We start from the raw sequence: 26,107 nt of genomic DNA, 5'->3' as shown, positions 1-26,107 counted from the left end.
CTGTACGCAACCGCGTAGATTTGCTTCATGATCGACATCTCAGCCCTCAGGGCGCTTGTTGCCGTGGAACAGCATGGCTCGGTAGTGGCAGCATCCGATGTGATGGGATTCAGCCCTTCCGCAGTCTCCCAGCAGATCAAGAAACTGGAAAAACAAACCGGCGTTGCCGTCCTGGAGCGCAATGGCCGCGGCGTGCTCCTCACCGAGCGAGGACTGGCGTTGGCCGGTTATGGCCGCCGGATCATGGGTGAACTGGAGGAACTCCAGGCAACGTTGCTCGCTGATCCCGCCAAGCCGTCGGGCCTGCTGAGATTGGTGGCCTTCTCCACCGCATGCCGGGGGCTGGTGGGACCCATGCTCGGGCGCATGGCGGCCACCCACCCCGCCGTGGAGATCACCGTGCTGGCAGAGGACCCCCGCGAAGCCGTGCAGCGAGTGGCATCCGGCGAGGCGGAACTGGCGGTGGTCCACAATTGGAACTCCGTGCCCCTGGTGATCCCGGAGAACCTCGTGCACGAGGACCTCTGCATCGACCAAGCCGATGTCCTGGTTAACAGCACCCACCCACTCGCGTCCCGCACCGCCGTCGAGCGCGAAGACTTGCTCAACGAGACCTGGATCAGCACCCCGGCGGGGGCTATCTGCAACGAGGCCCTGCTGCAGATCTTCGCCGGGCTGGGGCGGGTTCCCGACATCCGCATCTACGATCCCGACTTTTCCACGCACATCGCCATGGTGGAACAAGGGGTAGCCGTGGCGCTTGTGCCGCGGCTGGGAAGGCCGCTGCTCCCACCGGGAGTCGCGGCCATTCCGGTGATGAACCCCGTCCAGCAACGTTCAGTTGGTGTGGTGTACCGGAAAACGATGACCGCCAGCCCCACCATCCGTCACGCCGTCAGGATGCTTCGCGAGGTTGCCGGTGACTTACCCCTGCCCCAAGACTAAACAGGAGCGATCAACGTCACAGAGGGGAACATTCGACGACCAGCCGATTGTTAGCTTAGGCTAACCTTACCTAGCTGTCCGCGCCACCCGGAGCGCGATCGTCGAAACATTCGAAGGGGCCCGACTGTGGAAGCAATCCTCTTTCCCACGGACATGAACCACCATCACACCTATGGCCTGGCGAGTTACATCATGATCGACGACGGACTGTATCCGAGCGCCCACAACCGGCGCGATCCGTACGCATTACCGGCGTTCGATATCCGCGGACAATGGGTGTACCCCAGCCGCTACAACGAATACATGGCACCGCAGCTGCCGGTGTACATGTTCGACGGCGAATATCTGATCGCAACGGGGCACGGAGACGAAGCAGCGGGCCTGCCCGTTTTCGAGATTCGTTGCATGTGCATGCCGCAGCTGGCCCACGGGGATTCCAGCAACCAGCACTAGAGGCTGCTCCCAGGTCAGTGGCGGGGCACTGTGAAGTGCGTCAGCCGCGCATCCTGCCCGTCCAGCTCAGCCCAGGACTTCTCCGTCTCTAATACCGTCAACGCACTCGTTGGGTATCGGGTAGCGGCATCCATGTACGCGTCGTGGTCCGAATCGCGCGAAGCCAGGTGCATGGCGAGATCCTGGACGCCGGGCATGTGCGAGATGACCATCAGCGTGGTCACCGTGTCAGGAACATGATTGATGACCGTCAACATGCGGTTCGCGGAGGCGGCGTACAGGCCGTCCTCGAGTTTCGGCGTCGGCGCTTTGTCACCCAGCTCATCGCAGACCCAAGTGCACGTCTGACGGGTTCTCAACGCGGACGAGCACAGGATGAAGTCCGGCACCACGCCCTGCTTGAGCAACCATTTGCCCGCGAGCGGAGCCTCCCGATGCCCACGCTCTTCGAGGGGACGCTCACGATCAGGCACACCCATGGGCCAATCAGCCTTGGCATGCCGCATGATCACGAGGCGCTTGATGTGGTGGTCGCTCATGAACCAACCCTATCCGCCCGGGGCCTGCGCATACGGCGTACCCCCACGCGCACCGCCGCCGGCAGTAGGAAAGGTGCCAGGAACGCGAAAGCGCCCGCCCCTACAGGACGAGCGCTTTCGGCTGAAGCGTTGCTTAGATCGAGTATTCCGGAGCGGCCCAGACAATGACTTCGGGGTGCTCGTAGAAGCGGTAGCCCTGGCCGCGGACCGTGCGGACGGTGTTGGCGAGGCGGCCAAGCTTGGAGCGGAGGCGGCGGATGTGAACGTCGATGGTGCGCTCGTTCGGCACCTCTTCGGCGTTGCGCCACAGACCCTCAAGGAGTTCGTCACGACCCACGGTGCGGGTGCCGTTCTCGACGAGGTAGTTGAGGAGCTCGAATTCCTTGAACGTCAGGTTCAGTGATTCTCCGTCGAGGTGCACTTCGCGGCGGGCGAGGTCAATCAGCACGCCGGAGGGCCGCGCTTCCTGCTGGGGCGTCGGACGGGCAGCTTCGGTGCGCTGGCGTGCGGCGACGGTGGGGTCGCCGAACGTGGAACGCACGACGTCGAGTGCGGACCCAGGCGCGCCGGCTGGGGCGACTGCCACGGCAGCATAGCTCTCAGCACCGGTCACAAGCGACTGCGCATAGGCCCGGATTTCCTGGGCCAGCTTGGCAATGGAGGTGCCGGCTGCCGCTGCGGTTTCTTCGTCAATGCCCATGTAGAGCACAAAGCCGCGGGCCACATTGTCATTGGCAACGGGGCGGAGCCTGTCGGACTGGGCAATCACCGGAGTGGGCGCAGTCATGGGTGCCGGCTCGGCGGCAGGTACGGCGCGCAACTGGCCATAGGAGTTGGGGTTGTAACCCTGCGGAACGTAACCGGGAGCCTGCTGGCCTGCGCCCTGCTGGGCGGGGGCGTAGCCGGGGCGGTTGCCGAAGCCGGGGCGGAGCCCTGCGTTCGACGCGGCCTTGTTGGCGTTACGGACGGAGATGTGGACGTATCCAGATGCAACTGACATGGAGTGCTTACCTCAAAAGTGAATAGCCGTCATCGCGGCTTCGAATGCTGGTTGTCCCCGCAATGAGTTTGGGGAGGGGCGCCCAACGCGGGCTAGGGGGCGAATGCCTGAAACTTCTTGGGGTGGAAAGTTAGGCTTGCATTCGACAACAGCGGTCATCATGGCCAGCGGGTGTGCTGGACCAGGTTGCTGCGGCTGCAGGTGCTGTTGAGTTCTTGTTCACATTGGAAGTGTGCAACGTAACAATGGCAACACGCAAGTAACAAAGCGCCGAACCGTCCACATTTTGAGACGGAGGGGTCTATTGTGCCGTAAATCACAATTCAGCCGCGGTGATAAATGAACGCCATTTCATTCGACAAACACAAGAAATATTCGCCATTCACTGAATTTTATTCGGCTGATCGGGCATGATGTGCACCCACATTCCCGTGAAGCACCCAGCTGCGGAATCTCACGATCTGAAACACTCGTTGTCCAATCGCCGGGGGCCAAGTTCGGGAATTTTGGGCCGAAAATCTGCTACAAGCTGTAGAAACGTCGTTCTTAAGTCCCAATGCTTCCAGACTCCCACCCGTCTAGTGTTGACTTCACAGCATCCTCACAGGACAGGCAAAGCGGCCGCTAACCCGCACTACAGAGAGTTGACCCATGGCCTCCCCGCATTCCATGACCAACAATCTCCCCCAACTCTCCCACCCGGACGGTTCTCCGATCCGCGCCTTGGTGGTGGATGACGAACCCAGCCTCTCCGAACTTATGAGCATGGGCCTGCGAATGGCGGGGTGGTCAGTAGCAGTTGCCGGCGACGGCCCAGAGGCCGTGAAGCTTGCCAGGGAGTTCCGGCCCGACGTCCTGGTCCTGGATGTCATGCTTCCCGGATTCGACGGTGTGGAGGTCCTCAACCGCATCCGTGCGTTCGCCCCGGAAGTACCCGCGCTCTTCCTCACAGCCAAGGACGCCGTGCAGGACCGCATCGTTGGCCTGGCCGCCGGCGGCGACGACTATGTCACTAAACCCTTCAGCATGGAAGAAGTCCTCCTTCGCCTCCACCGCCTGGTCCAGCGTTCCGGCGTGGCCGCCATGGACACTGCCGAGCTGGTGGTGGGCGACCTCACCCTGAACGTGGACACCCGCGAAGTCACCCGTGCCGGGGAGGACATTTCCCTCACCGCCACCCAGTTCGAACTTCTGCGGTACCTCATGGAAAACCCCAAACGGGTGGTCAGCAAAGCCCAGATCCTGGACCGGGTGTGGAACTACGACTTCGGTGGACAGGCCAACATCGTAGAGCTCTACATCTCCTACCTACGCAAGAAGATCGAAGCCAACCACCCCCCGATGATCCACACCATCCGCGGTGCCGGCTATGTCATCAAGCCCGCGGACTAGGCATTGAGCACCCCTTCAGGAATGGCCAAAAAGTCCCACCGCAGATGGCTTAGCCCCTCCACGTGGCACCTGCGCACCCGGCTGGTCCTGGTCGCCATGGCCTTGCTGGTCGCCATTTGCGCTGCCGTGGGAGTGGTTAGCTACGCCTCCATGGACATGGTGTTCAATAAGCAGCTCGACAGGCAGCTGGAGCAGGCGTCAAGCCGCGCGACCAGCTTCGGCAGGCCGCCGTCGAACTTCCCGTCCTCCCCCTCCGGAAGGCCGGACCCGCTGGAAGCGCGCGGCCAGGCCGCTGGAACGCTGAACGCACGGATTGATGGAACGACCGTGATCAATCCAGGCATTCTTGAGGCTTCTGGCAAGCGGGCCGAACTCTCGGCGGACGACAAGCAGATTCTGTTGTCGTTGCCCCGGGACAACCGGCCTGTGGACCGATCGCTCTCCTATGGGGATTACCGGCTCGTGGCTGTCGAAACTGCCGGCGACGTGATCGTGACCGGGCTGCCGCTCGCGGACAAGCAAAGCGCCGAGGCCTCGCTGGTGTGGACCATGGTGTTGGTGTCGTTGGGCGGACTGGTTGTGATCGGCCTCGCGGGCACCGTCATCATCCGGCGGACCATGCGGCCGTTGGAGCAGCTCTCCGAGGTGGCCACCAAAGTCTCGCGCCTCCCTCTCGACGCCGGTGAGGTGGCACTTGCGGTGCGGGTCCCGCCGTCGGCCGCCCATCCCGGAACGGAAGTCGGCAGCGTTGGCCATGCCCTCAACCAGATGCTGAACAACGTCTCCAGTGCCTTGGAAGCCCGCCAGGAAAGCGAAACCAAGGTGCGCCAGTTCGTCGCGGACGCGTCGCACGAACTCCGAACGCCGCTTACGGCCATCCGCGGTTACACCGAACTGCTGAGGATGACCGAGAACTTCACCGATGACGGCCGAAAGTCGCTGGCACGCGTCCAGAGCCAGTCCGAACGGATGACAACCTTGGTGGAGGATCTGCTGCTGCTTGCCAGGCTGGACGAAGGCCAGCCGCTCAGGATCACGGACGTGGACCTTACCCAGTTGGTGATTGAAACTGTCAGCGATGAGAAAATCATGGCACCGGAGCAGATCTGGCAACTCCAACTCCCGGATGAGCCCGTCACGGTCCGCGGCGACGCTGCGCAACTGCACCAGGTCCTGGCCAATCTCCTCTCCAATGCCCGTAAACATACCGACGCCGGCACCACGGTGGTCACCAGCGTCACGCTCTCCGCCGACGGCAGCCCAGTGGTGTCCGTAACGGACAACGGGCCCGGCATTCCAGCGGATTTCCAAGGCCGGATCTTCTCCCGCTTTGCCCGCGCCGACGCCGCGAGATCGGGGTCTGAGGGCACGTCAGGGCTGGGTTTGTCGATCGTTGAATCCATCGTGGCAGCGCACGGCGGCAGCGTGCACGTGGCGTCCCGTCCAGGGCGCACGGAATTCACCCTTCGATTCCCTGCCGTCGCCACCGAACAGAAGTTACGAACCCAGCAAGGCGACTCACCGTCGTCGTGATCTCTGTTACCTAAATGTGACTTCTGCGAATTCCTCCTGTACCGTCGAAAAGGTGGGTCGCCCCAACTGACCCGCATCCGGGATGCGCCGAGCTCTGCCACTTCCCGGAGTCCGTACTTACTCCGAGGCAGAGACGGGGGACCCAGAGTCTCCGGGTCCAGGCATTTATGCCGGACCCTTGGGGTGAAGCCGCAGCGTGATGCGCGGCCGGATGACCTCATCCGAACCCGACAGCTAACTCCGCAGGCGCTGAGAGGTAATCACACATGTCTGAATTTAATGATCAGACGCGCCCTTCCGCGCGTCACCGCGATGAGCACAACGCACCGTTGACCAAGTCGCAGGCTGTCCTCAAGAACGCTGCCCGCCAGGGCAAGTCCGGCCACCGCATGTCGGTTGTTGCCGGTGTTGTAGCTGCTGCGCTGGGCGTTGCATCGCTCGGTACTGCTGCCAACGCCGCCCTGACCCTTCCCGAGGTAAGCCGCGTTGCAGAGACCCAGGCGAATGCCCAGGTCAGCAACAACAAGACAGCTGAAATCTCCGCTTCCTTGGATGCAGCCGCCGCAAAGGGCGCCGCTGACAGGGCAGCCGTGGACAAGGCCGCAGCCGAAAAGGCCGCAGCCGAGAAGGCCGCGGCGGACCAGGCAGCCGGTGAAAAGGCTGCCGCCGAGAAGGCCGCTGCGGACCAGGCCGCCGCCGAAAAGGCCGCCGCCGATGCTGCAGCCAAGCAGGCCGCCGACGCCGCTGCTGCCGCCGCCGCTGCCGAAGCTGCAGCTGCTGCTGCCGCCCCCAAGGCCGTGGACGATCCCGCCGCTGCCAAGGCCTACGCTGCCAGCATCCTTGGCAACTACGGCTGGAGCGCCAGCGAAATGACTGCGCTGAACACCCTGTGGGAGAAGGAATCCAACTGGAGGACGACCGCCACCAACGCTTCCAGCGGTGCTTACGGCATTGTCCAGTCGCTGCCGGCTAGCAAGATGGCAACCGCGGGCGCTGATTGGCAGACCAACTACCAGACCCAAATCAAGTGGGGCTTGAACTACATCAAGGAACGCTACGGATCCCCGTCGGCCGCCCTGGGCTTCCACTTGGCCAACAACTGGTACTAAGCCAGACTGCTTGATTACCGCGCCGGTTGCCACCGCCCGCACCAGTACAGACTGGAGCGGATGGCGGGAACCGGCGCGGTTTTCGCGTTACACAAACTCCGGTTCGGCCTCCACCGCGCCGCGCACCGCCGCGATGGACGCCGCAACATCCCCTGCATCCGTGGTCCAATTACTCACCGAAATCCTGAGGATTTCACGGCCACGCCACGAGGACCCGGACATCCACACCGCGCCCTCAGCCATCAGCCGTTGCGTGACACGGTGTGTGCGGTCATCACTGCCGAAGCTCACCGACACCTGCGTGAACACGACGTCGTTGAGCACCTCGACACCCGGGATAGCGGCGAGTCCCTCGGCCAACGCGCGGGCATTCGCAGCGAGCCGGTCCACCATAGAGATCACCCCGTTACGGCCCAGTTGCCTCAGCGCCGCCCACACAGGGATGCCCCGGGCACGGCGGGACATCTCAGGCACTTTCTCGAAAGGATCTCCCGGGCCGGCATCCGTAGCAATGAGGTAACTTGTGTGAACACTGAAAGCACGCCTCAAGGCTTCCGGCCTCGCAACGATGGCCAAGCCGCAGTCGTAAGGAACATTCAGCGTCTTGTGGGCATCCGTGGCCCAGGAATCTGCTTCCTCTACTCCCGCCAGCCGGGCCCGCAGCGTCGGGCTAACGGCGGCCCATAAACCAAAAGCACCATCCACGTGCACCCATGCGCCGCGATCGTGGGCCACCGCAATGGCTTCCTCCATGGGATCAAAGGCGCCGGAATGCAGGTTGCCCGCTTGCAGACAGACCAGTGACAGTCCTGGTTGCTGGTCCATGGCCTCGGCAAGTGCGTCGGGGAGAATCCGTCCTTCCTCGTCGGCATCTACGGGCACGCAGGCACCCAATCCGAGATACCGCAACGCCAGGTCCACTGCGGCGTGCCGCTCCCTGCCCGCAAAGGTGGTGATGCGTGGGGCGCCTGTCAGCCCCAGCGCCTCAAGGTCCCAACCCGCCTCGTCCATCAGATATTGGCGGCCCGCTGCCAACCCCACGAAGTTGGCGGTGGTGGCGCCGGTGGTGAATCCGACGTCGGCACTTGCCGGAAGGTGGAGTAGGTCCAGCAACCACGCGGCAGCAGATTCCTCGATGGCAGCAGCCGCGGGGGTTGCAAAGCGGAGACCTGTGTTCTGGTCCCACGCCGAGACCAGCCAGTCGGCAGCCATGGCAGCGGGCAGGGTTCCACCCATGACCCACCCAAAAAAGCGTCCGGACTGGATGGCCATCAGGCCCGGCTCAGCCAGTGCAGCGAGCTCATCCACAACCTCTGCCGGATCAGTGGCCTCATCCGGCAGGCGGGGCAGGATACTCTTAGCCACCTGGTCGGCGGTTGAATCCGGGCGGACTGAACGTGTGGGTACCGACGCGAGCCAATCACCGGCGTGGGCCATGGCCCGCTCCAGTGCGGCACCGTACGTCTCCGGCATCGCAGACATGCGAACAGCCTACGCCCGGTTCACCGACTGGAACACCCTCTGCGGACAGCGGCTGACTGAGCCCCGGCGGAACTACAGCGTGAGCGTGAGGAGGTGCCCGCCGTCGTCGTCCTTTACCGAGGTGACCGTCACGTCCGAGTAGTCCGGGATGCGCCACATGCCGTCTTCAAGATGACCGGCGTCGCCTACTACCACGGTCCGCATCCCGGCTGCGCGCGCCGCAGCGATACCGGCTGGCGCATCTTCGAAGACCACGACGTCGGCCGGGTCGACTCCCAGCAGGGTGGCCGCCTTGAGGTAGCCCTCCGGGTGCGGCTTGCCGAGGGTTACGGCCTCTGAGGTAACGGTGGTGGTTGGCATGGAAAGCCCGGCAGCCTTCATGCGGATGCCCGCGAGGATATGGTCGGCTGAGGTGACCAGCGCGATCGCTTCGTCCGGCAAGGCACTCAACAGCGCTTCGGCGCCCGGCAGTGCAATCACGCCGTCTGTCCGCGTGCGCTCCATGGCGTCCAACTCAGCAGTCAGAGCCACGACGTCGGCACCCGCCGGAGCATAACGGCGCACCGTATCGCCGGAACGGACACCGTGGGAGGTCCGGAGAATCTCCTCGATGTCCAAGCCGTAGCGGCCAGCGAACTCAGACCACACCTGCTCCACGATGGCCGTGGAATCGACCAGTGTGCCGTCCATGTCGAAGAGGACGGCGCGGACGGTCAGCACTGATGGTTGGGAGACGGGCTCGGCAGGATGGCTCATGGTTCCATCCTGCCGCACGCTCATGGGATGGTGCTGAAGTATGACTTAGCCGTTCGGCCGCTGCGGAAGGTACTGCACCGCCCACTGGTTGCCGTCAGGGTCAGCGAAGTAAACAAAGTGACCCCAATCCTGGACGTCGACGTCGCTGACCTCCACGCCGTTGGCCTTGAGGTGCTCGTGGGCCTTGTTGATGTCCGCCACCACCATTTGCAGGTTGGGCGCAGAACCCGGAGGGGCGTCGGTGAGACCTTCACCGATGGCGATGGAACACGCCGAACCCGGAGGAGTCAGCTGCACAAAGCGGATGCCGTCCGTGGGACGCTCATCAAAATCCGCGTTGAAACCAACCTTGTTGACGTAGAAGTCCTTCGCGCGATCGACGTCTGAGACAGGGACAAATACCAGTTCAAGTTTCCAGTCCATGCGCCACAGGCTAACGGGGCGAGCCGGAAACCGGTAGGGGTCTCCCTTTAACCGGCCACGCCGTAGAGGCGGTCTCCGGCGTCGCCCAGGCCCGGCACGATGTACGACTTTTCGTTGAGCTTCTCGTCAATCGAGGCCAGGACGATTTTCACGTTGGCGTCGGAGAGCTCTTCCTCAAGCTTGGACAACCCCTCAGGAGCGGCCAGCAGGCAGATGCACGTGACGTCGGAAGCGCCTCGCTTAAAGAGGAACTTAATGGCCTCACGCAGGGTGCCGCCGGTTGCGAGCATGGGGTCCAGGACGAAGATCTGGCGACCGGTGAGGTCTTCAGGGAGGCGCTCGGCGTAGGTGATGATGTCCAGGGTTTCTTCATCGCGGGCCATGCCCAGGAAGCCGACCTCGGCCGTGGGGACCAGCTTGGTCATGCCCTCAAGCATGCCCAGCCCTGCGCGGAGGATGGGGACAACCAGCGGAGTGGGCTTGGTGAAAGCCGTGCCGATGGTGGTGGTGACGGGGGTCTCGATCTCGACTGGCTGCGTCTTGACCTCGCGGGTGGCTTCATAAGCCAGGAGGGTGACGAGTTCTTCAGTGAGTTGCCGGAAGACCGGTGAAGGGGTGTTCTTATCCCGCAGTACGGTGAGCTTGTGAGCGACCAGCGGGTGGTCCACGACGAGTGTGCGCATCCCCCAAAACTATCATTGAGACATGAGCGCCACCGAGCCGTATCACGCAGACCACATGGCCTGGATGGGCCTTGCCCTCGACGAGGCCCGGTTGGCGCTGAAAACGGACGACGTACCGATCGGCGCCGTGGTGATGGGGCCCGACGGCGGCGTGCTGGGTTCCGGACGCAACGAACGCGAAGCGCACGGGGACCCGACGGCCCACGCTGAGGTGGTTGCGATCCGCCAAGCGGCTGCTTCGCTGCGCCAGCGCGCGGCGGAGGCGGGCTCGGACGGTGACGGTTGGCGGCTTGAGGACTGCACCCTGGTGGTAACCCTTGAGCCGTGTGCCATGTGCGCCGGGGCCATCGTCCTGGCCAGGATCCCCCGCGTCGTGTTTGGCGCGTGGGACGAGAAGGCGGGAGCGGTGGGTTCCGTGTTCGACATCCTCCGCGAGCGCCGTCTCAATCACTGGGTGGAGGTCTACGCGGGTGTGCGGGAGGGAGAATGCGCGGCCCTGCTGAAGGAGTTCTTCGCCTCTCATCGCGTGCCCGGCGGGAGTAACTACCCGGCCTGATCCTCTTCTTTGCAGGAGTAGCAATGCCAGTCGCCTTCAACCACACCATCGTCTACGCAACGGATAAGCACGCCTCAGCCGAATTTCTGGCGCGCATCTTCGGACTTCCAAAGCCGCAGCCCATGTGGTCCTTTGTCACTGTTTCCCTGGAGAACGGCGTCGCGTTGGACTTCCTTGAGGCGTCCGGGGAGATAGCGCCCCAGCACTACGCCTTCTTGGTCAGCGAAGAGGAGTTTGACCAGATCTTCCTCCGGATCACGGCCGAGCACGTTCCTTATTGGGCGGACCCTGCCCGTTCCCGCGCGAACCAGATCAACCACAACGACGGCGGCCGCGGCATCTACTTTTCCGATCCGGACGGGCACTTCCTGGAAGCCATCACCCGTCCGTACGGTTCGGGTTGAGTTGGTCCTTGAAGGCGTCAGCGGCCGGCTCGGGAGTGAGGGTGGCTGCGGCGGGCGCTGTGGCGGTCATGCGCCCATTCTGCACCCTCGGACGCTGCTACGTGATGGCTTTCAGGACCGTCGCGGCAGTGGCGTCCCAGCCGCGGAGGTGCTGGCGGGCTTGGAGGGCATTGTTGCGCCAGCGCTGCTGCAGGGCGGGGTCAGTGAGCCAGGCGCGGAGTGTCATTGTCAGGGTGTTGAGGTCGCTGAGGTCCAGCGCTGCACCCGCTCCTGTGTCACCGAGGGCCTCGACTGCCCCGGTCCCCTGCCGGACAATCACCGGGACGCCGTGGGCCAAGGATTCTGTGACCACCATGCCGAAAGATTCGGATTGCGACATGAGGACGCTGAGATCCGCCGCGTTCCACTGATCCTCGAGAGCTTTGCCGGTCAGCTCGCCGGTGACGGTGATGAGGTTTTCAAGGCCGTAACGCTCGACGGCGGCCCTCACCTCAGCTGCGTACCTCGGGTCTACGTCCTCCGAGCCTATGAGGGCGGCGGTCCACTCGAGGTCTCGCAGGGCGGCGAGTGCCTCTACCAAGAGTGTTTGGCTCTTGTTCGGCAGCAGTGCGGCCACGGCTACGATGTGCCCTGGCTGCGACCCCTTGGCGGGGTCTGCTTTGTCGGCCCCGGGCGGGGCGATGACAAGGTTCTGCGTCCCGTGCTTCGTCGCAAGCTCCGCTGCTGAATGGGCGCTGGGGCAGATGATTCCCGCTGCCGCAGCCAGCGCCTTGGCCTCAAGGTCATCGTGGTCCGCCAACGCCATGTGGGACAGGATCCAGACTTTGGTTCCTTTACCCGCGGCGCCGGCGATTTCATCTGGTGCCCCACCCGCCACCAAGCCATCGGCAATCACCGTTGCGCCGCCGTCGAGCGCTTCCGCGAATCGCTGCCGGTCCGCTGGGCTGCCAACCGGCCAGTCGCCGTCGACCACTACCGTCTCGATGTCCGCGCCCAAGGCGATCAGATGCTCGGCAAGCTTGGCGTTGTACTTGTTGCCGCCGGAGCCGTGCCGGACGTTCCCCGGGACCAGGAAGCGCACGTGCATCTACTTGGCCGGGAGCTCCAGCGAGTAGCCGGCCCAGGCATCGGGGTTTTCGCGGAGGATGACGTCGATGCCGCTGAGTGCCGGTCCGTCGGCGGTGTCCTGGATCCGGTTGGCCATGGCGTCGGCGATGTGCTTGGCGAGGGCCTCGGTGGTGGAGAGCTTGCCCTTGAACGCCGGGTGCTCATCCAGGTTCTTGTAGTTCAGGTCCTCCAGGATTTCCTCAAGGATGCCGCCCGCTGCGCCAATGTCCAGGACGATTGCGTCGTCGTTGAGATCCGGGCGACGGAAACTGACTTCGGCCACAAACGTTGCACCATGGAGGCCTTGGGCCGGGCCGAACGCTTCGCGGGGAAGGCTGTGAGCGATCATGAAGTGGCGTCGGACGGTCAGGCTGAACATGTACTAATCCTCCGGGGTGGGATAGGCGACCACGTGGCAGAAACCGCCGGGCCGTTTGAACAATTTAACAAGTGTGGTGGGCAGGTTCTGGAACTGGCATTCGCTGCTCAGGAACGTGTCGAACATCGGGTCCTTGAGCTGGTTTGCAGCCTCCTGCAGGCGCTCGGCGTTGCTCCGGCGATGCCTTCTAGGCAGGGCTACCGCACCCACCTGGCTGGAACGGATGTTCAGCCTGCGGGCGTGGAAGTCCTCGCCGAGTGGGAGGGTAACTTCCTTGTCGGCAAACCAGGAGAGCTCGATGACGTCCGAGTCGTCGCCGGCCAGTTGAAGGCTCAGCTTGAGGCCGTCGTTGGAGGCTGAGCAGTGGAAGACGATGTCGTTGTCGGCTTGTGCGTTTTCGGGAAGGGCGAAATCGATGCCGAGTGTTTCCGCGAGTTTTTGCTTTTCCGGGTCCGCGTCAACCATTTGCAGGCGACCGAGCGGGTACTTCCGCAGGAGCGTCGCCAAGACCCCACCCACCAGGCCACCCCCGACGACGGCGACACGGTCACCCAGCCTCGGTCCGGCTTCCCAGAGGGCATTGATGGCGACTTCCACGATGCCCGTGAGCACCGCGCGACGGGCAGGGACATCCTCGGGGATGGCCGTGAGCTGGCTTGTGGGAACGATGTAGAAGTCCTGATGGGGATGAAGGCTGAAGACGGTTTTTCCTACCCACTCTTCCGGTCCTTGCTCTACCGTCCCCACACTCAAATAGCCGTACTTCACCGGGCCTGGGAAGTCACCTTCCTGGTGCGGGGCCTGCATCAGGTCAGCAACGCGTTCCGGGACCCGACCTTCGTGGACCACACGCTCCGTGCCTCGGCTGACACCTGAGTACAGGGTCCTGACGAGGGCTTCTCCTTCTTGCCTTGCTGGCAGGTCTTCCGGGCGCAGCTCACCATCGCCCGTCTCAGTGACCCAATAGGCGTGGGCTTCGTGCTCTTGTTTCCGTTCGTGTTCCTGAGAAATCGTCATGATGCTTACGAATCTATCGGTGCGGAGCTGTGGACGGAAGTTGGCGTGGATTGAAGGGTGCGCCACCTGCTTATTGGGCAGGGTCCAGAGGGGCTCGTTTTGGGGAACCGGGCCAATCTCGGGTAGCCTATTTCAGTTGGTGACGTGTCCGAGCGGCCGAAGGTGCAACACTCGAAATGTTGTTTGGTGTAAAAGCCAACGTGGGTTCAAATCCCACCGTCACCGCCAATGAGAAAGGCCCTGCTTCCCTTTGTTTACAAGGGAAGCAGGGCCTTTCTTCATCTCTGAATCAGGAGCTTGCCCACATTTTGCCCACACTTGATTGTGAAACGGCGTGATCTAGAGCGTCCGAAACTGAGTCCAGATCACCGTCGAAGAGATTCGTTCGCTGACTTGTCGGTAGGCGTCTTGGATGAAGTCTTCAAGGTCTTGTCGTCCGATGCGCCAGACGTTGCGGCCCCGATCTGGATGCCTTTGAGCTGGCCCGTCTTGAGCATGGCGCGGATCTGAACGTCAGTGGTCGCTAACTCCTCCGCGACCTGCTCAATCGTCAGGAAACGGCGCTTATTGATTTCATGGGGCATTCATCCATCCTAAAGTCCTGTAGCGGTGGAGTCCGTTGGCCGGATTCCACGGGTTATGCTAATCGTTGGATTAATTGTTCGCTTTATGGGGGTACGGGCATGAGTTTTACCTTTAATGACAGCGCGACTGTCGGGATCGTCTTTAATGATGGCGCTGCCGACGCTTTGATCAGTGCTGCTGATTCAGCGGATCAGGTTCTGCGTGGCGAAGGTGGATTCCTGGACGGGGCCATGGATCATGCCGTGGAGGACTTCAAAGGCGGATGCGCGCAGCTATTCACCCAGGCTTGTGCCATCAGGGCTGATGACCGCGCCAGGCTTGCCGGTGTTCTCGCGATGTTGGCCGAGGACGTCCGGCAAGCAAAGCTCAAAGCGCAGGAGGAGAAGTCCCGGCTAAAAAAGCTCACCGCCTGGCGGCAACGCGCCGATGCCCGTGAACGGGAACTGGCGTCCCTCGACCCAGCCCGCCAGTCCGTGGCCCTGCTGAGCAAGGTAAATGATCCGAAACCCGAGGAAACGCGGGTCGCGCCACCGACGATTTCAGCGGTGTTTTCCGCACACGACCGGGCCCGGTTCGCCGGTGGATCGGGAGGCGGAACAAGCTCGGCTGATCCTGGAAAGCTGCGCGGGTTCGTGTCCCAGTCCCGCGCCTCCGCGAACATCCTGGACGCAGAGCTGGGGAGAATCCGGAACGCGTGGAGCGCATTCACCGCAGCGTGTTCCTGGGTGAACAGCGGCATTGTCACGTTCGTGTCCGGCTTCGAGCAGCTGCTGGCTGAGAATGCCGCTGACGCGGTGTGGCTTGAGCACATCGCCGCGGCATTCGAAACAGCCGGCAGCGGGTCCATGGCCGACATCATGCTCAACAGCGCCCTCATACAGTACGCACCACCGGGGCAAGTCGGTTTGACCGACATCGGGGCCCTAAACGTCGATCAACTGAAAGCCTGGCTCGCCGCGCCTGCGAACAAAGACCAGCTACAAGGGCTCCTGCAACAACCTGGCCTGGACCCCGGGGCGATAGCAAAGTGGTGGGCCGGTCTGGGCCACAAAATGGTCGGCCGGGCAATGGAACCCGGCGAGGCTCAGTTGCTCCTGATCGACGCCCTCCCGGCGGTTCTTGGGAACCTGAACGGAATCACCGCGACTGCCCGGCATGAGGCCAATCTCAAGCGTCTCTTCACCGAGCAGGACCGAATCAACGCTGAACTGGCCAGTACGCCTCGATTCCTGCCCGCCAGCCAAGGCCTGTCCATCACCAACCCGGCCTGGACACTGCTGCAAACCCAGCAGAAAGCCCTTGACGGCATCCGTGGGGCTCTTGTCAACGCCGGAGCCTCTGGCGATGCTGTCCTGCTCGGTTTCGACCTGACTAATGGTTCTCCGAAGGCGCAGGTTTCTGCGGGTAACCCGGACACGGCTGACAACGTTACCTACGCCGTGTCCGGCATGCTCATTACACCCCAAAGCGGCTTCAACGACTGGGCTCAAAACGCCTATGACCTACGGGCTAAACAGCGCGACGTTGATCCAGGAAAGTCCTTTGCCGTGGTGGCGTGGATCAACTATGAACCGCCCACTGTCCCGACCGTGAACAGCGGCGATGCCGCCCAGGCCGGTGCCAGCCGGTTTATCGCGGACCTTCATGGGTTCAACGCCGTCAGAGAGGGTTTGGGTAACAGGACCCCGGAGACCCTGCACGTACTGGCCCATTCCTACGGCACCACTGTGACGTCCAACGCCCTTGCCGCCGCGAAATTGGACGTCGCCTCCTTCACGATGCTCGGCTCCGCAGGCATAGAAAAAGAGATCCAGAACGCCGGAGATCTCCACGTGCCCGCCGGGCAGGTCTACGCCAGTGAAGCGGAAGGCGACGGCCTAGCTAGGTGGGGTCGCCACCTGCGCCAGGATCCGCGCATGGAATCCTTTGACGCAAAAGTCTTCTCCTCAGAAGAGGCAACCATCGACGGGACCCAGTATCAAGGCATCACAGAACACAACTCCCTCGTACACAGAGAAGACGGCGACGGCTACGGGTACCTCGACAAGAACACCACGGCACTATATGAGGCGGCCCTCACAACAACAGGTCACGGAGACCGAGTCCTGCCAGGGGAAAGACCTGAACCGCCCTATGTTGGAGCTGCGGCATACAAATAGCCCAGAAAGAGTGAACTACATGCACCATGAACCCCGGACGAGACTGAAAACCCTGCGCGTGACTATCGCGTTGTTCTGCGCGGCCGTTGCACTGAGCGCCTGCACACCCACCATGGAGAACCCTATGACCGGCTCAGCCAATCCCAGCGATCCTGCAACCGTCAAAGCCCAGGTCGAGCAACTCAAACAAGCCCTCAGGGACGTCCAGGCTCTCCAGACCGAAACACAAAGGGTTATCGGAGCCCAAAAATGGGCGCCCTTTGAGAACCCAGTTAACGGCGGATGTAGAACCAATGATGGAAAGGAAGGTGTCAACTACAGGGTAATCATGGATACTACGGAAACGCTTGACCTGGACGACTCTGTAAAATCAGTGAAATCCTTTTGGGAATCCAAGGGCTTCACCACCCGTACCGAAACCAACCCCCAGGATCCAGGCGTCATCCGCCTCTACGCTGACAAAAACGGCGGACACCTTCTGTCGTTCTCTGCAAACCTCAAGGGGTCCAGCCTCGACATGGACACCGTCTGCATCGCCGGAGACCAAACCGCAATCTACAAGGAGCTGTATCCCGAAATTTACGGGGCCCCTTCCAACCCCAGCCCCTCTCCGACCGCAAAGTAGAGCCGTTTCTTTTCCGAGTCGGGAACACAACGAGTATTTCCTCCGAGGCTTATCTCATATTTGCCGGTGGTGATTCCCATAACGAATTTTTCGGGGCCGGATACGACAGTTCGTCTGACGAAGTTCTCACCTTCGTCACCGGCATAGTTCACGGCGTCATCCGGAAAACCGCCATTTTGGAACGGAGAACCTGCAGCGCGGAATCGGCTCTGATCAGGGAGAACGTGCACGCCAACCTGACGGCCTGGCCAGGTGGGTCTCCTGGGTGTCTTGCCGTCGGAGCTGCCCGTCGCTTCGGGCCGCTATCGATTAGCGCGTGTATGGCCTCCAGGCGTCAAGGACGGTGATGAGCGGCCTTATCTCCCCATTCGCCTGAGTTATTGCGGCGTCGCACGCTTCGCTCTGTTTGTCCTCGCAGGCGGTCGGCGCTGGGTTCTTAGCCAAGACATCCAAATTGGTGAGAGTGCGAGCAACCAGGCTCTGCACCTCCGCAGGAGGAGTAGGCATTTTTCGCATCTGGGCCGCTGCTTGCTTGGCAGTCAAAGCAACCGTACTGACCGTATAGCCGCAAGTGGTCCGCTTGGCGAAATCAATGGCAGTGTCCCCTATCGACGCCAAGGCACACTCAACAATGTTGTCTTCGTACTCCCGCCAGGCCTCTTCTCGTTCAGTGATGATGCTCGCGAACTGAGCAACGGAGGCAGCGGGGGTTGGTGTGGGCGTGGCAGTTGCTGATGGTGCCTGGTCTGCCTGCGCAGCCCCACCGGGCCCGCCGCAACCAGCAGGCTAAAGAAATCCCAGAACTGGCCGCACATCATGCTTGGCGGGAGCCTCCGCTTCACCTCAGGGGACATTGACGCAATCCAGTCGATGAACCGGAAGTCGTCAGCCCCAGAGGAATCCCCGCGGCGGGCGCCGCGGATCCCCAGGCGTGGAGAGGCTCAGCGCCCAAGGATTCCCAAGAGGGCCTAGTGCCCACAGTTTGCCCACAACCACAGTGAATCATCGTTATACAACATGGTGTATTTCGGCGTAATCTCGGGGTTCCTCTTGCCCTGACTCAGCTCGGAGAGGTTTCAAATCCCACCGTCACCGCCAATGAGAAAGGCCCTGCTTCCCTTTGTTTACAAGGGAAGCAGGGCCTTTTCTTTTGCCAGAATCAGGCTGGTGGGCACATTTTGGGCACATTCGCCTGAGAGACGGCGTGATCTAGAGCGTCTGAAACTGAGTCCAGGTCCCCGTCAAAGAGATCCGCATAGACATCTAGCGTCATCGCGGCCGAGCTGTGTCCGAGCATCTTTTGCACCGCCTTCACATTGGCGCCGGCGGATACAGCGAAGCTTGCGGCGGAGTGGCGGAGATCGTGCGGAGTGATCCTGGGAATCCCGGAACGCTTCACGGCGCCAGCAAACCAACTCATGTTGTCCTCGTGCACGCGGGCCAGCCGTAGATGGTGCCCGTCCTCACCGGGGAACACCAGATCCTCGCGAGAAGCTTCCGCCCCGGAAGGTGCAGTCTTCGAAGCTCTTGCGGGTGTAACTGTGCTCATACGTCACCATCCGAAGGCGCATCTTCTAGGTTGCCAGCGGCGATTCATTCGCTGACTTGTCGGTAGGCGTCATGGATGAAGTCTTCTAGGTCTTGGCGTCCGATGCGCCAGACGTTGCGCCCACCGATTTGGATGCCTTTGATCTGGCCGGTCTTGAGCATGGCGCGGATCTGAACCTCGCTGGTCGCCAATTCCTCCGCTACCTGCTCAATCGTCAGGAATCGCGGGCTCGGCTTATCGTCTTCAGGCATAAGGAGAACGCTATAAACAGGAGAACGGCTAGTGACCGACAATAAGGACTGAATGGCGAACATCGGGTGTGGTCGCCGCCTGGAGTTATTGCGTGAGGCCTTCTCGAACGACTAGGCCTTCGTCTCCGGGGAGTACTTTGCCTTGTTTGCGTTCTGCTTCGTCTTCGTCGTTCAAAGTAACTGCGTCGCCCAGTGAGCACGGGGCAGTAGCACCTATGCTGTACGACTTGTCAGATGCATCAGTGTCGAACTCAGCCCGAACTACGGGACCGCCCTCTGCGAAGACGGTCGGGTGTGTCGTTGGATTTACGGTGCGTACGGTCATGCCCAGTGATTTCCAATACTCGGCTACGCGTTTGGCGTCTTCAACATGGTTCGTTCCTTGGGGTGCCCAGCGGTCGTAACCATAGCTGGCTCCCTTCTCGCCCGACCCTAGGGAGCACTCCTGCGCCCACGCGACGCCGTTACGGGGCCACCAGCCAGTGACGTCGAGCTGCTTGGTGGTGTTGACGACGAGTTCGACCGCCCGGTCCCGCCCTTCCCTTGCGCTGATTGTCTTTTCCGGTGTCGCTTTGTCTGACATTGTCGCGTTTGGCTCCTTCTCAGCGCATGCGGTTATTGTCATTCCCATCATTAGCACGGCCGTCACGGCCATGAGGATCCTAAAATACGTCTTAACCGCTGGCATTCGACATTCCTTCCAGTCGGGCCTTTTGCAGATCAGTCGGCCCCAGCGGGACATACGGGGTGATCTTCTCGATTTCTCCCCTGATTGCCCAGGCTACATTTTTTAGAGACTCTGTTCGCTCGTCAAAATATCCGGCCTGTTCGCCACCATCAGACATGAGACCGTTGTGGTCGGTGACGGGCCGTCCGGCGTCGCCGCCGGTATCAGTGCCGAAGGCGTGGGAACCAAACTCCGGTTTGATCGGGTTCACGTGGTGGTCACGGCTGTTTTCCCGGCCAGTCCAGGCCCGCTGGTCACCGCTTTCGGTTTCGCCAGGTATCTTGTCGCGCGCATGACCGGAGTATACGTGTCCTGCGTTGAGGTCAGCGGCGGTATGGACGTTATCGGGCAGCCCTGCCGAGCCGAGCGTGAGTATGTCCCTCGCGATGTCCTTCTGCGCGACGGGAGCGGTGACCGGCACCTATCATGACTTCACGCGCAAGTTCAAATCCCAGCGTCACCCTCAGCAGGGATGTCCGGAACGATGATCGCAGTATGATACTCGACCCATTCGCCCTTCCTCCCTTCCCGATATAGCCGATCCGCAACCCGCTGACACTCCTGCAAATCGTTCCAAGGACCGCGCGGATCTACCCCAACGGCACCCGCCAACTCCTTTGCCGATACGACTCGGGGATGTCCGGGGTATGTCAATACCTCGTACATATGATCTCCCCGCAGGAGCAAACCCTTGCGAACCGGAACAGCAACCAATCGCAGATATATGTTTCCCTCGATGTACATCAATGTTCCTATCTCAGATCCCACGCAGGTTGCAGATCCTGGCTATAGCCCGAATATCCAGCTACCTGTGCCTGCTCCATGTCGTAGTAATTGCTGGAGGGCAAGGCGCCTGGTCCTCTTGGGTTCAGGGCAGGACTGGGCGCTCCAATGTCCACAATTTGGTGGCCCTGCATCATTTGATAGTTAATCCACTTCTTGTTGGCCCAAAGATGGATTCCATCATGGACCGAATTAGGAAGATGTCGGTAAGTGAAGTTGTAGACCGTTTCAGGAAGCGCCGTGTAGGTCCCATAGCCGTGGGCGCTGCCGTAGGGATGCACTCTTTGATCCATCATCCGACCCATGACTACAGTGTCTGCGCCGGCATTCCTTGTGACTGCCCCCATGATTCCCTGGCTGATCCTTTGGCCGGCCGCCCCACCGACACCGCCAGTAGCAGCACCTAGAACTGTCCCTTGGGCAGTGGCTCCCAGGGCCCCTGCTATGGTGTGCGGGCCAGGGCCTGAGTAGTACCCATACGTACTTTGGATACCGCCGCTAATGCCGCCCGAACTGGCCCCGGCCACCAAGGTCGCCTTCATCCCGTTCAAACCAGCGCGAGCGGCGATGCTGGCGCCGCCGAAACCTCCGAGGGCTCCGCTGAGGGCAACTTGGCCCCAATTTACCTCTCCAGTAGTTGCCTTCTGAATGATTGTGTCGGCGCCCGCTCCGATGAGCATCATCCCCGCCGGGCCACCGACGCCAGTGGCCATCAGAACACCACCGGCGATCACCATCGCACCACCAGCCAAATACTCCCAGTTGTCGCCGAGCCATTCCCCTGCGGCGGCGAGGGCGCCGCGGGAGGAGCCGTCGTAGGCTTTCAGGTCCGCGTCGGTGAGTGGCCGCAGTCCGGTGGGGTCGGTGGTGTTGAGGGGATTGTTCCCGGCGTAGGAGTAGGGGTTGCCGTCCCAGCCCGCTCCCAGGACGGGGGCGAGGGGGTCGGTGGACAGGAATCCCCTGGTCGCCGGGTCGTACGCCCTGGCGCCGAGCCATTCGAGTCCGGCGATGTCGAGCCCGCCACCTTGGGTCAGGGTGATCCCGGCGGGCAACACACCACCCACACCCGCACCCATACCAGCAGCTGCAGGGCTGCCGGGGGTGGGAGTGGTGGGCGTGCCGAAGACGGCCCAGGGGTCATGCTGGTCGGTCGGGCGCGCGGCCCGCCAGCCCGGGGCGGTGAAAGCGTCGCCGATGCCGGTGACCCCGCCGGGCAAGGACAGGATTTGGGTGGTGTTGATCCCGGTCAGGGTCGGGACCGGTGCTGCGGTGTCCCACCACAACGGGGCTCCGTCCACGGTGGCGAGTTCACCGAGCGCGTCGACGTGGAGCCAGTGCCGGGACACCTCGGCCCCGTCCCGGTCCTTCTCGACCGTGCCGGCCAAGTGCCCGGTGGGGCCCCACGCGTATTCGGTCCAGGCCCCGTCCTCCCCGATCACCCGCACCCTGCGGCCCAGCCCGTCATACACAAACTCAGTGACCGAACCATCAGGTTCCGTCACGGACGACAGCTGGCCTCCGGCGTCGTAGCTGTAGGTGCGCGCCCCGGTGGGGGTGGTTTCGCGGAGCAGCCGACCGCCGGCGTCGTACTCCCACTCCAACGAACTGCTGCTGGTGGTGGCCGAGACCATTTGCCCGGCACCGTCGTACCCGTACCGGGTCACGGCACCGTTGCGGGTCAGGGCGGTGATCCGGCCGCCGTCCTCACGGCCGATGAGGGTCACATCCGCTGTGCCCGGGTCATTGGCATGGACGCGGCTGTGCTCTGAGAGGTTCCCGTCCCGGTAGACCCATTCCTGGGAGTACTGGCCGGCAGTCGCGGTGGTGACCCGGCCGGAGGCGTCATAGGTGAAGGACGCGTCCCCGAGCAACGGGTTCGAGACCTTCACGACCCGGCCTGCGGGGTCGCGGCTGTAGCGGGTGGTGGTCCCGGTGGGGTCGGTGAAGCCGGTCCGGTTCCCGTCACCGTCATACTCCCACCCCAACGTCCGGTTCCCGTTGGACTTTCTGGTGAGGAGTCCGCGCCGGTCAAACACCAGTTCTTGCTCGACCGCGTACCCGGCCCCAGCGGTGTGGTCCGTGATGACCACGCGGCGGCCGGCGAGGTCGCGTTCGATCGCGGCGATCAGGGCACCGTCCACCGAGGTGGACGCTTCCCGGCCGGCACGGTCGTAGGTCCAGGTGGTGGTGTGACCGTCCGGGTCCGTCTGGGACAGTTGCCGCCCGGCCGGGTCATACGTCGCGGTCGTGACCCGCCCGAGCGGGTCCGTCACACTATTGACCTGGTCCGTGGCCGTATACGTGCGCGTTGTCACCCCACCGGCCGGGTCCGTGACCTTGACCAGCCGGCCGCGGGTGTCGTACTCAAATCGTGTCTTCCCACCGACCCCGTTCGTGGTGGAGACCAGTTCTCCGGCGGTGTTGTATTCAAAGCGGCGGGTCCCGTACCAGGAATCCTGCGAGAAGCTCAGCCGCCCACACGAGTCGTACCCGTACCGGGCCGTGCCCTCCCCCGGGGTGTGCTTCGCGGTCAACCTGCCACAGGCGTCGTACTGGTAGGTTTCGGTTTCGCCGGTCGGCAGTCTCCTCGCTGTGAGGCGCTGGTCGACGTCGTAGGACAGTTCCGTGACCGCCCCCACCGGGTCGACACTCTTCCACGGGCGCCCGCAATGGTCGTACTCGTACCGGGTCACCACCCCCGACGGGGACGTGACAGTGGTGATCTTCCCCGCGAGGTCGCGGCCCAGGACGGTCAGCCCGCCCTCACCATCAACCAACTCGACCGGGTTCCCCGCCCCGTCATAGGACACCAGCTCCGCGGACCCATCCACGGACTCGACTTTCGTGGGGCGGCCGTACTCATCAAAACTGAACGTCGACGACGCGAACGCGTCGGTCAGGGTCGCGGTCCCGGTCCCCCGGTCCGTGACGGCCGCGGTGCGGACCCCGGTCGGATCCACCACAGCAGTGAGGGCACCGACCGTGTCATACTCCCGCACCCAGTCATGCCCGCCCGGATCCGTGATCCCCACGAGCCGGGAGAGGTTGTCATGGGTGAACCCCCACGACGCGCCGTCGGGCAGCACCGCGGCGGTGAGGTTCCCGAGCTCATCAAAGACCCGCTCGATGACCCGTCCGAGCGGGTCGGTGGTGCGGACCAGTTCACCATTGGCCGCGTACTGGAATTCGGTCCGGCCCCCGTCCGGGGCGACCATCGCGGTGGTCCGGCCCGCGGGGTCATGCTCAAACGCCCACACCGCCCCATCCGGATCTTGGCGCCGAACCAGCACACCGGCGTCGTCATAACTGAACCGGGTCTCAGCCCCGGACGGGGTCACCGCGGTCACCGGGCGCCCGGCCTGGTCCCGCACAATCCTCGCAACATCACCGGCCGCGTTACGGGTCCCGACCAGGTCCCCGAACCCGTCGTACTCAAAACCGATGGTGACCCCGACAGGGTCGGTGACCTGGGTCAGGAGCCCGTCCCGCCACATCAGCTCGGTCCGGCCACCCAGCGGGTCCACCACAACGGACGGGTCCCGGGACAGCTCATCGGCGTACTCAAACGCCACGACGGCACCGGACGCGCTGACCAAGGTGGTGATCCGGTCCCGGTCGTCCCAGCCGTAGCTCAGGTCCGCGCCCTCCGGGGTCACGGTGCGGATCTTCCGGCCCCGGCCGTCGTAACCGTGGACCGTGACAGACCCGTCACGCTCAGTCACCGACACCAAATTCCCGTGCCCGTCATACGCCATGGACTGGCGCCGGTCCTCCGCGTCCAGAACCCCCACCAGGCGGCCCTTGCCATCAGCAACCCAGGAATTGGACCGCGACCCGTCCTCGTCCGAAACCACCGTGACCCGGCCCGGCAAATACGCGAACCTCGTCCGCCGCCCATGCTGAGTGACCTGCAGGATGACCCGGCCGGACTCGTCATACGTGTTCTCGGCCTCCACCACCCCCGCAGCAGAAACCACCGAAGCGATCAAGCCCTGCTCGTTCCACCGGTACACCCTCGTACCAGTCTCGGTGCCGACGGTGACCAAACGGCCCGTGCCGTCGTACCCGTACTGGACCCGGCGCCCATCCGATGAACGAACCACCCCGACAACACCGTCAACGTAATCGATCTCCACAAACCGGCCCCGCACATGCACCAACCGGCACACCACACCCGACCCGCCGCCGTCGACCGCGTCACTGCGGTGCGCGGAGACGGTCCGGCCGGGCCCTGCTCCGGTCCCGAGCCAGGCCCCGGCAGTGGTGTAAGCCCACCAGCCACCCTGGTTATCGGCCACCACCAACACCTCAGTGACACCTGTAGGGACCGAGGTCAGTTCCGCCAAGAACGGTGTGCCGGCATCTTCGCGGGTGAGCCAGTAATTCTCTCCGACGGCGCGGGCCCAGCCTGCACCCTCGCGGGGGAAGTCCACCGCACGGCCGTCGGCCATCACCCACCGGCAACCCTCATCGGACATGACCAGGTGCTGGTCCAGCACCGACGCCCACCCCGGACCAAACACCCCGTCACCGGTCAGGCCGGAGCCGAGGGAGTTATACATCCGGGTCAAGACCAGGTTCGAGGCGGCCCCGGCGAACCCCAGATCCGTTTCCGGCTCAATGAAATTCCCCGTGGCCGTGTTCACCGGATCATTCGCGTACCCGGACGTCGGCATCGCCCCGGCCGCCGTGGGCGGGTCAATGACCAGGCCCGTCCGCGTCCCGGAAACCCCCGCCGCTGCCAACGCCTCGTTCACCGCCGCGTCCGAGAGGGTCGAAACCGCCCCCTCGCTGCCGGCAGCAGCGAACGCATCCGCGACCACCACCGCCCACGCCGCATCATTCTCATTAGCCGCCAAGTACTGCCGGAACGCCGTGATCACCCCGGAAGCCTCGATCCGGCCCCACGAACACTGCCCCTCAAACGAGGACAAATGCCCCTCCAACGACCCCGGCGTTGACGCGAGCCCGTCATCCAGACCCCGCGAGGAAGCAGCGAAAGACCGCAACGCCTCCGGTCGGGCCGAGGACGTCCCGCCCCCATACCCGCCACCCGGGCCCGGGGTATCCCGCGCCCCCGAAGATGCAGACGCCGACGGGAACGACGGCGCGTTCCCCGGCTCCATGTTCGGCCGGGCCTCTTCACCCCAAATGCTGTCACCGAACTGCTCAAGCCAGTTCCGGTTGTTATGCCGCCGGACCCACTCGTTGTTCTCCCGGCGCCGGGCATCCTCCTCCCGCGCCGCGTCGATCATCGTGCCCACATAATCCGCGACCGTCCGCAACGCCGACGCCAACCCCGACGCGTCCCGGGCCGCCGTAGCCGCGTTCGCGGCGAACACCTCCGAAAAATGCCCCCGGAAATCCTCCCCCGCACCGGTCACCAACGGTCCCCGCGACCCCGAATGCTCCTCAACCCGCGACGCTGCGGACCTAAAAGCACTCTTCACCGCCTCCGCAGTCCCATACACAAACCGGCCACCATGGCCAGCACCGGAATCAGGCAACAACGGCATCTCAACGAACTCGGTCACAACCAAAGCCCCCCACAGAACAAGAACACGACCACGGACCACAACACGGACAAAACCAGACAAACCAGCACACAAACCAGTGCAGCGCAGCAGGAAGAGCAGCACACCAGGAAAGA

24 protein-coding genes, 1 tRNA gene and 1 riboswitch are annotated in these 26,107 nt (G+C 63.1%); of the genes, 10 read left to right on the top strand and 15 right to left on the bottom strand.

Going from position 1 to position 26,107, the window contains the following annotated elements:
* The first annotated feature begins 27 nt into the window (after positions 1-27).
* Both ABIE35_RS16935 and ABIE35_RS16930 read left to right on the top strand, forming a co-directional pair.
* Positions 28-945 carry a LysR family transcriptional regulator gene (locus tag ABIE35_RS16935; RefSeq protein WP_354516722.1) on the top strand — a complete coding sequence of 306 codons (918 nt, stop codon included), beginning with the start codon at positions 28-30 and terminating at the stop codon, positions 943-945.
* Between the two features lie 126 nt (positions 946-1,071).
* The gene (locus tag ABIE35_RS16930) at positions 1,072-1,398 is read left to right on the top strand and encodes a hypothetical protein (protein ID WP_354516720.1); all 327 of its coding nucleotides are present in this window, start codon (positions 1,072-1,074) and stop codon (positions 1,396-1,398) included.
* A gap of 14 nt (positions 1,399-1,412) precedes the next feature.
* On the opposite strand, the gene ABIE35_RS16925 is transcribed toward ABIE35_RS16930, so the two are convergent.
* Together ABIE35_RS16925 and ABIE35_RS16920 are read right to left on the bottom strand one after the other, a co-directional pair.
* Complete coding sequence (locus ABIE35_RS16925) at positions 1,413-1,937, bottom strand: SixA phosphatase family protein (RefSeq protein WP_354516718.1); 525 nt, start codon at positions 1,935-1,937, stop codon at positions 1,413-1,415.
* A 133-nt stretch (positions 1,938-2,070) separates the two neighbouring features.
* Entirely contained in the window at positions 2,071-2,937 is an 867-nt protein-coding gene (locus ABIE35_RS16920; protein WP_354516717.1) for a winged helix-turn-helix domain-containing protein, read from the bottom strand.
* A 651-nt stretch (positions 2,938-3,588) separates the two neighbouring features.
* Here ABIE35_RS16920 and ABIE35_RS16915 point away from each other — a divergent pair.
* The 3 genes from ABIE35_RS16915 to ABIE35_RS16905 all read left to right on the top strand — a co-directional run bounded on the left by ABIE35_RS16915 (position 3,589) and on the right by ABIE35_RS16905 (position 6,971).
* On the top strand, positions 3,589-4,329 hold the full coding sequence (locus ABIE35_RS16915) for a response regulator transcription factor (RefSeq protein ID WP_354516715.1): 741 nt from the start codon (positions 3,589-3,591) through the stop codon (positions 4,327-4,329).
* 21 nt (positions 4,330-4,350) lie between these two features.
* Positions 4,351-5,862, top strand: coding sequence for a sensor histidine kinase (locus ABIE35_RS16910; protein ID WP_354516872.1), 1,512 nt, complete (start codon positions 4,351-4,353; stop codon positions 5,860-5,862).
* A 99-nt stretch (positions 5,863-5,961) separates the two neighbouring features.
* Positions 5,962-6,123: riboswitch (cyclic di-AMP (ydaO/yuaA leader) on the top strand.
* Positions 6,124-6,128: 5 nt separating this feature from the next.
* Positions 6,129-6,971, top strand: a complete 843-nt coding sequence (locus tag ABIE35_RS16905) for an aggregation-promoting factor C-terminal-like domain-containing protein (protein ID WP_354516713.1) — start codon at positions 6,129-6,131, stop codon at positions 6,969-6,971.
* A gap of 87 nt (positions 6,972-7,058) precedes the next feature.
* On the opposite strand, the gene ABIE35_RS16900 is transcribed toward ABIE35_RS16905, so the two are convergent.
* From ABIE35_RS16900 to upp, 4 genes are all read right to left on the bottom strand, one after another.
* The gene (locus tag ABIE35_RS16900) at positions 7,059-8,453 is read right to left on the bottom strand and encodes a pyridoxal phosphate-dependent decarboxylase family protein (protein WP_354516711.1); all 1,395 of its coding nucleotides are present in this window, start codon (positions 8,451-8,453) and stop codon (positions 7,059-7,061) included.
* A gap of 72 nt (positions 8,454-8,525) precedes the next feature.
* Complete coding sequence (locus tag ABIE35_RS16895) at positions 8,526-9,209, bottom strand: HAD-IA family hydrolase (RefSeq protein ID WP_354516709.1); 684 nt, start codon at positions 9,207-9,209, stop codon at positions 8,526-8,528.
* 45 nt (positions 9,210-9,254) lie between these two features.
* A complete protein-coding gene (locus ABIE35_RS16890) occupies positions 9,255-9,632 on the bottom strand; it encodes a glyoxalase superfamily protein (RefSeq protein ID WP_354516708.1) in 378 nt (125 codons plus the stop codon).
* 47 nt (positions 9,633-9,679) lie between these two features.
* Positions 9,680-10,315: a uracil phosphoribosyltransferase gene (gene upp / locus ABIE35_RS16885; protein WP_017198151.1), complete on the bottom strand. Its 636-nt coding sequence runs from the start codon at positions 10,313-10,315 to the stop codon at positions 9,680-9,682.
* A 22-nt stretch (positions 10,316-10,337) separates the two neighbouring features.
* Between upp and ABIE35_RS16880 the strand changes: the two genes are divergently transcribed.
* Positions 10,338-10,871, top strand: a complete 534-nt coding sequence (locus tag ABIE35_RS16880) for a nucleoside deaminase (RefSeq protein ID WP_354516706.1) — start codon at positions 10,338-10,340, stop codon at positions 10,869-10,871.
* A gap of 23 nt (positions 10,872-10,894) precedes the next feature.
* Positions 10,895-11,275 carry a VOC family protein gene (locus ABIE35_RS16875; protein WP_354516704.1) on the top strand — a complete coding sequence of 127 codons (381 nt, stop codon included), beginning with the start codon at positions 10,895-10,897 and terminating at the stop codon, positions 11,273-11,275.
* A gap of 97 nt (positions 11,276-11,372) precedes the next feature.
* Here the strand turns inward: ABIE35_RS16875 and ABIE35_RS16870 are convergent, their stop codons facing one another.
* The 3 genes from ABIE35_RS16870 to ABIE35_RS16860 are packed head-to-tail and all read right to left on the bottom strand — an operon-like array spanning position 11,373 to position 13,778.
* On the bottom strand, positions 11,373-12,362 hold the full coding sequence (locus ABIE35_RS16870; RefSeq protein WP_354516702.1) for a glycosyltransferase family 4 protein: 990 nt from the start codon (positions 12,360-12,362) through the stop codon (positions 11,373-11,375).
* A complete protein-coding gene (locus ABIE35_RS16865; RefSeq protein WP_354516700.1) occupies positions 12,363-12,761 on the bottom strand; it encodes a 6-pyruvoyl trahydropterin synthase family protein in 399 nt (132 codons plus the stop codon).
* 3 nt (positions 12,762-12,764) lie between these two features.
* Complete coding sequence (locus tag ABIE35_RS16860; RefSeq protein WP_354516698.1) at positions 12,765-13,778, bottom strand: zinc-dependent alcohol dehydrogenase; 1,014 nt, start codon at positions 13,776-13,778, stop codon at positions 12,765-12,767.
* A 138-nt stretch (positions 13,779-13,916) separates the two neighbouring features.
* Between ABIE35_RS16860 and ABIE35_RS16855 the strand changes: the two genes are divergently transcribed.
* Positions 13,917-14,006 (top strand) — tRNA-Ser (locus ABIE35_RS16855).
* A gap of 137 nt (positions 14,007-14,143) precedes the next feature.
* Here the strand turns inward: ABIE35_RS16855 and ABIE35_RS16850 are convergent.
* Positions 14,144-14,362: a hypothetical protein gene (locus ABIE35_RS16850; RefSeq protein WP_354516696.1), complete on the bottom strand. Its 219-nt coding sequence runs from the start codon at positions 14,360-14,362 to the stop codon at positions 14,144-14,146.
* Positions 14,363-14,461: 99 nt separating this feature from the next.
* Between ABIE35_RS16850 and ABIE35_RS16845 the strand changes: the two genes are divergently transcribed.
* Both ABIE35_RS16845 and ABIE35_RS16840 read left to right on the top strand, forming a co-directional pair.
* Complete coding sequence (locus ABIE35_RS16845; RefSeq protein ID WP_354516694.1) at positions 14,462-16,522, top strand: alpha/beta hydrolase; 2,061 nt, start codon at positions 14,462-14,464, stop codon at positions 16,520-16,522.
* A gap of 58 nt (positions 16,523-16,580) precedes the next feature.
* The gene (locus ABIE35_RS16840) at positions 16,581-17,147 is read left to right on the top strand and encodes a hypothetical protein (protein WP_354516692.1); all 567 of its coding nucleotides are present in this window, start codon (positions 16,581-16,583) and stop codon (positions 17,145-17,147) included.
* Between the two features lie 1,159 nt (positions 17,148-18,306).
* On the opposite strand, the gene ABIE35_RS16835 is transcribed toward ABIE35_RS16840, so the two are convergent.
* From ABIE35_RS16835 to ABIE35_RS16815, 5 genes are all read right to left on the bottom strand, one after another.
* Positions 18,307-18,696, bottom strand: a complete 390-nt coding sequence (locus ABIE35_RS16835; protein ID WP_502921390.1) for a site-specific integrase — start codon at positions 18,694-18,696, stop codon at positions 18,307-18,309.
* A 44-nt stretch (positions 18,697-18,740) separates the two neighbouring features.
* On the bottom strand, positions 18,741-18,947 hold the full coding sequence (locus ABIE35_RS16830; RefSeq protein ID WP_354516690.1) for a helix-turn-helix domain-containing protein: 207 nt from the start codon (positions 18,945-18,947) through the stop codon (positions 18,741-18,743).
* Between the two features lie 85 nt (positions 18,948-19,032).
* The gene (locus tag ABIE35_RS16825) at positions 19,033-19,530 is read right to left on the bottom strand and encodes a hypothetical protein (protein ID WP_310202670.1); all 498 of its coding nucleotides are present in this window, start codon (positions 19,528-19,530) and stop codon (positions 19,033-19,035) included.
* 91 nt (positions 19,531-19,621) lie between these two features.
* On the bottom strand, positions 19,622-20,095 hold the full coding sequence (locus tag ABIE35_RS16820; RefSeq protein WP_354516688.1) for a hypothetical protein: 474 nt from the start codon (positions 20,093-20,095) through the stop codon (positions 19,622-19,624).
* Between the two features lie 331 nt (positions 20,096-20,426).
* A complete protein-coding gene (locus ABIE35_RS16815) occupies positions 20,427-25,991 on the bottom strand; it encodes a DUF6531 domain-containing protein (protein ID WP_354516686.1) in 5,565 nt (1,854 codons plus the stop codon).
* Positions 25,992-26,107 lie beyond the last annotated feature (116 nt).

Origin of the sequence: Paenarthrobacter sp. 4246 (assembly GCF_040546855.1) — a bacterium.
GTDB lineage: Bacteria > Actinomycetota > Actinomycetes > Actinomycetales > Micrococcaceae > Arthrobacter.
The sequence above is the reverse complement of the archived record's forward strand: the minus strand, read 5'-3'. Positions and strand labels throughout refer to the sequence as shown.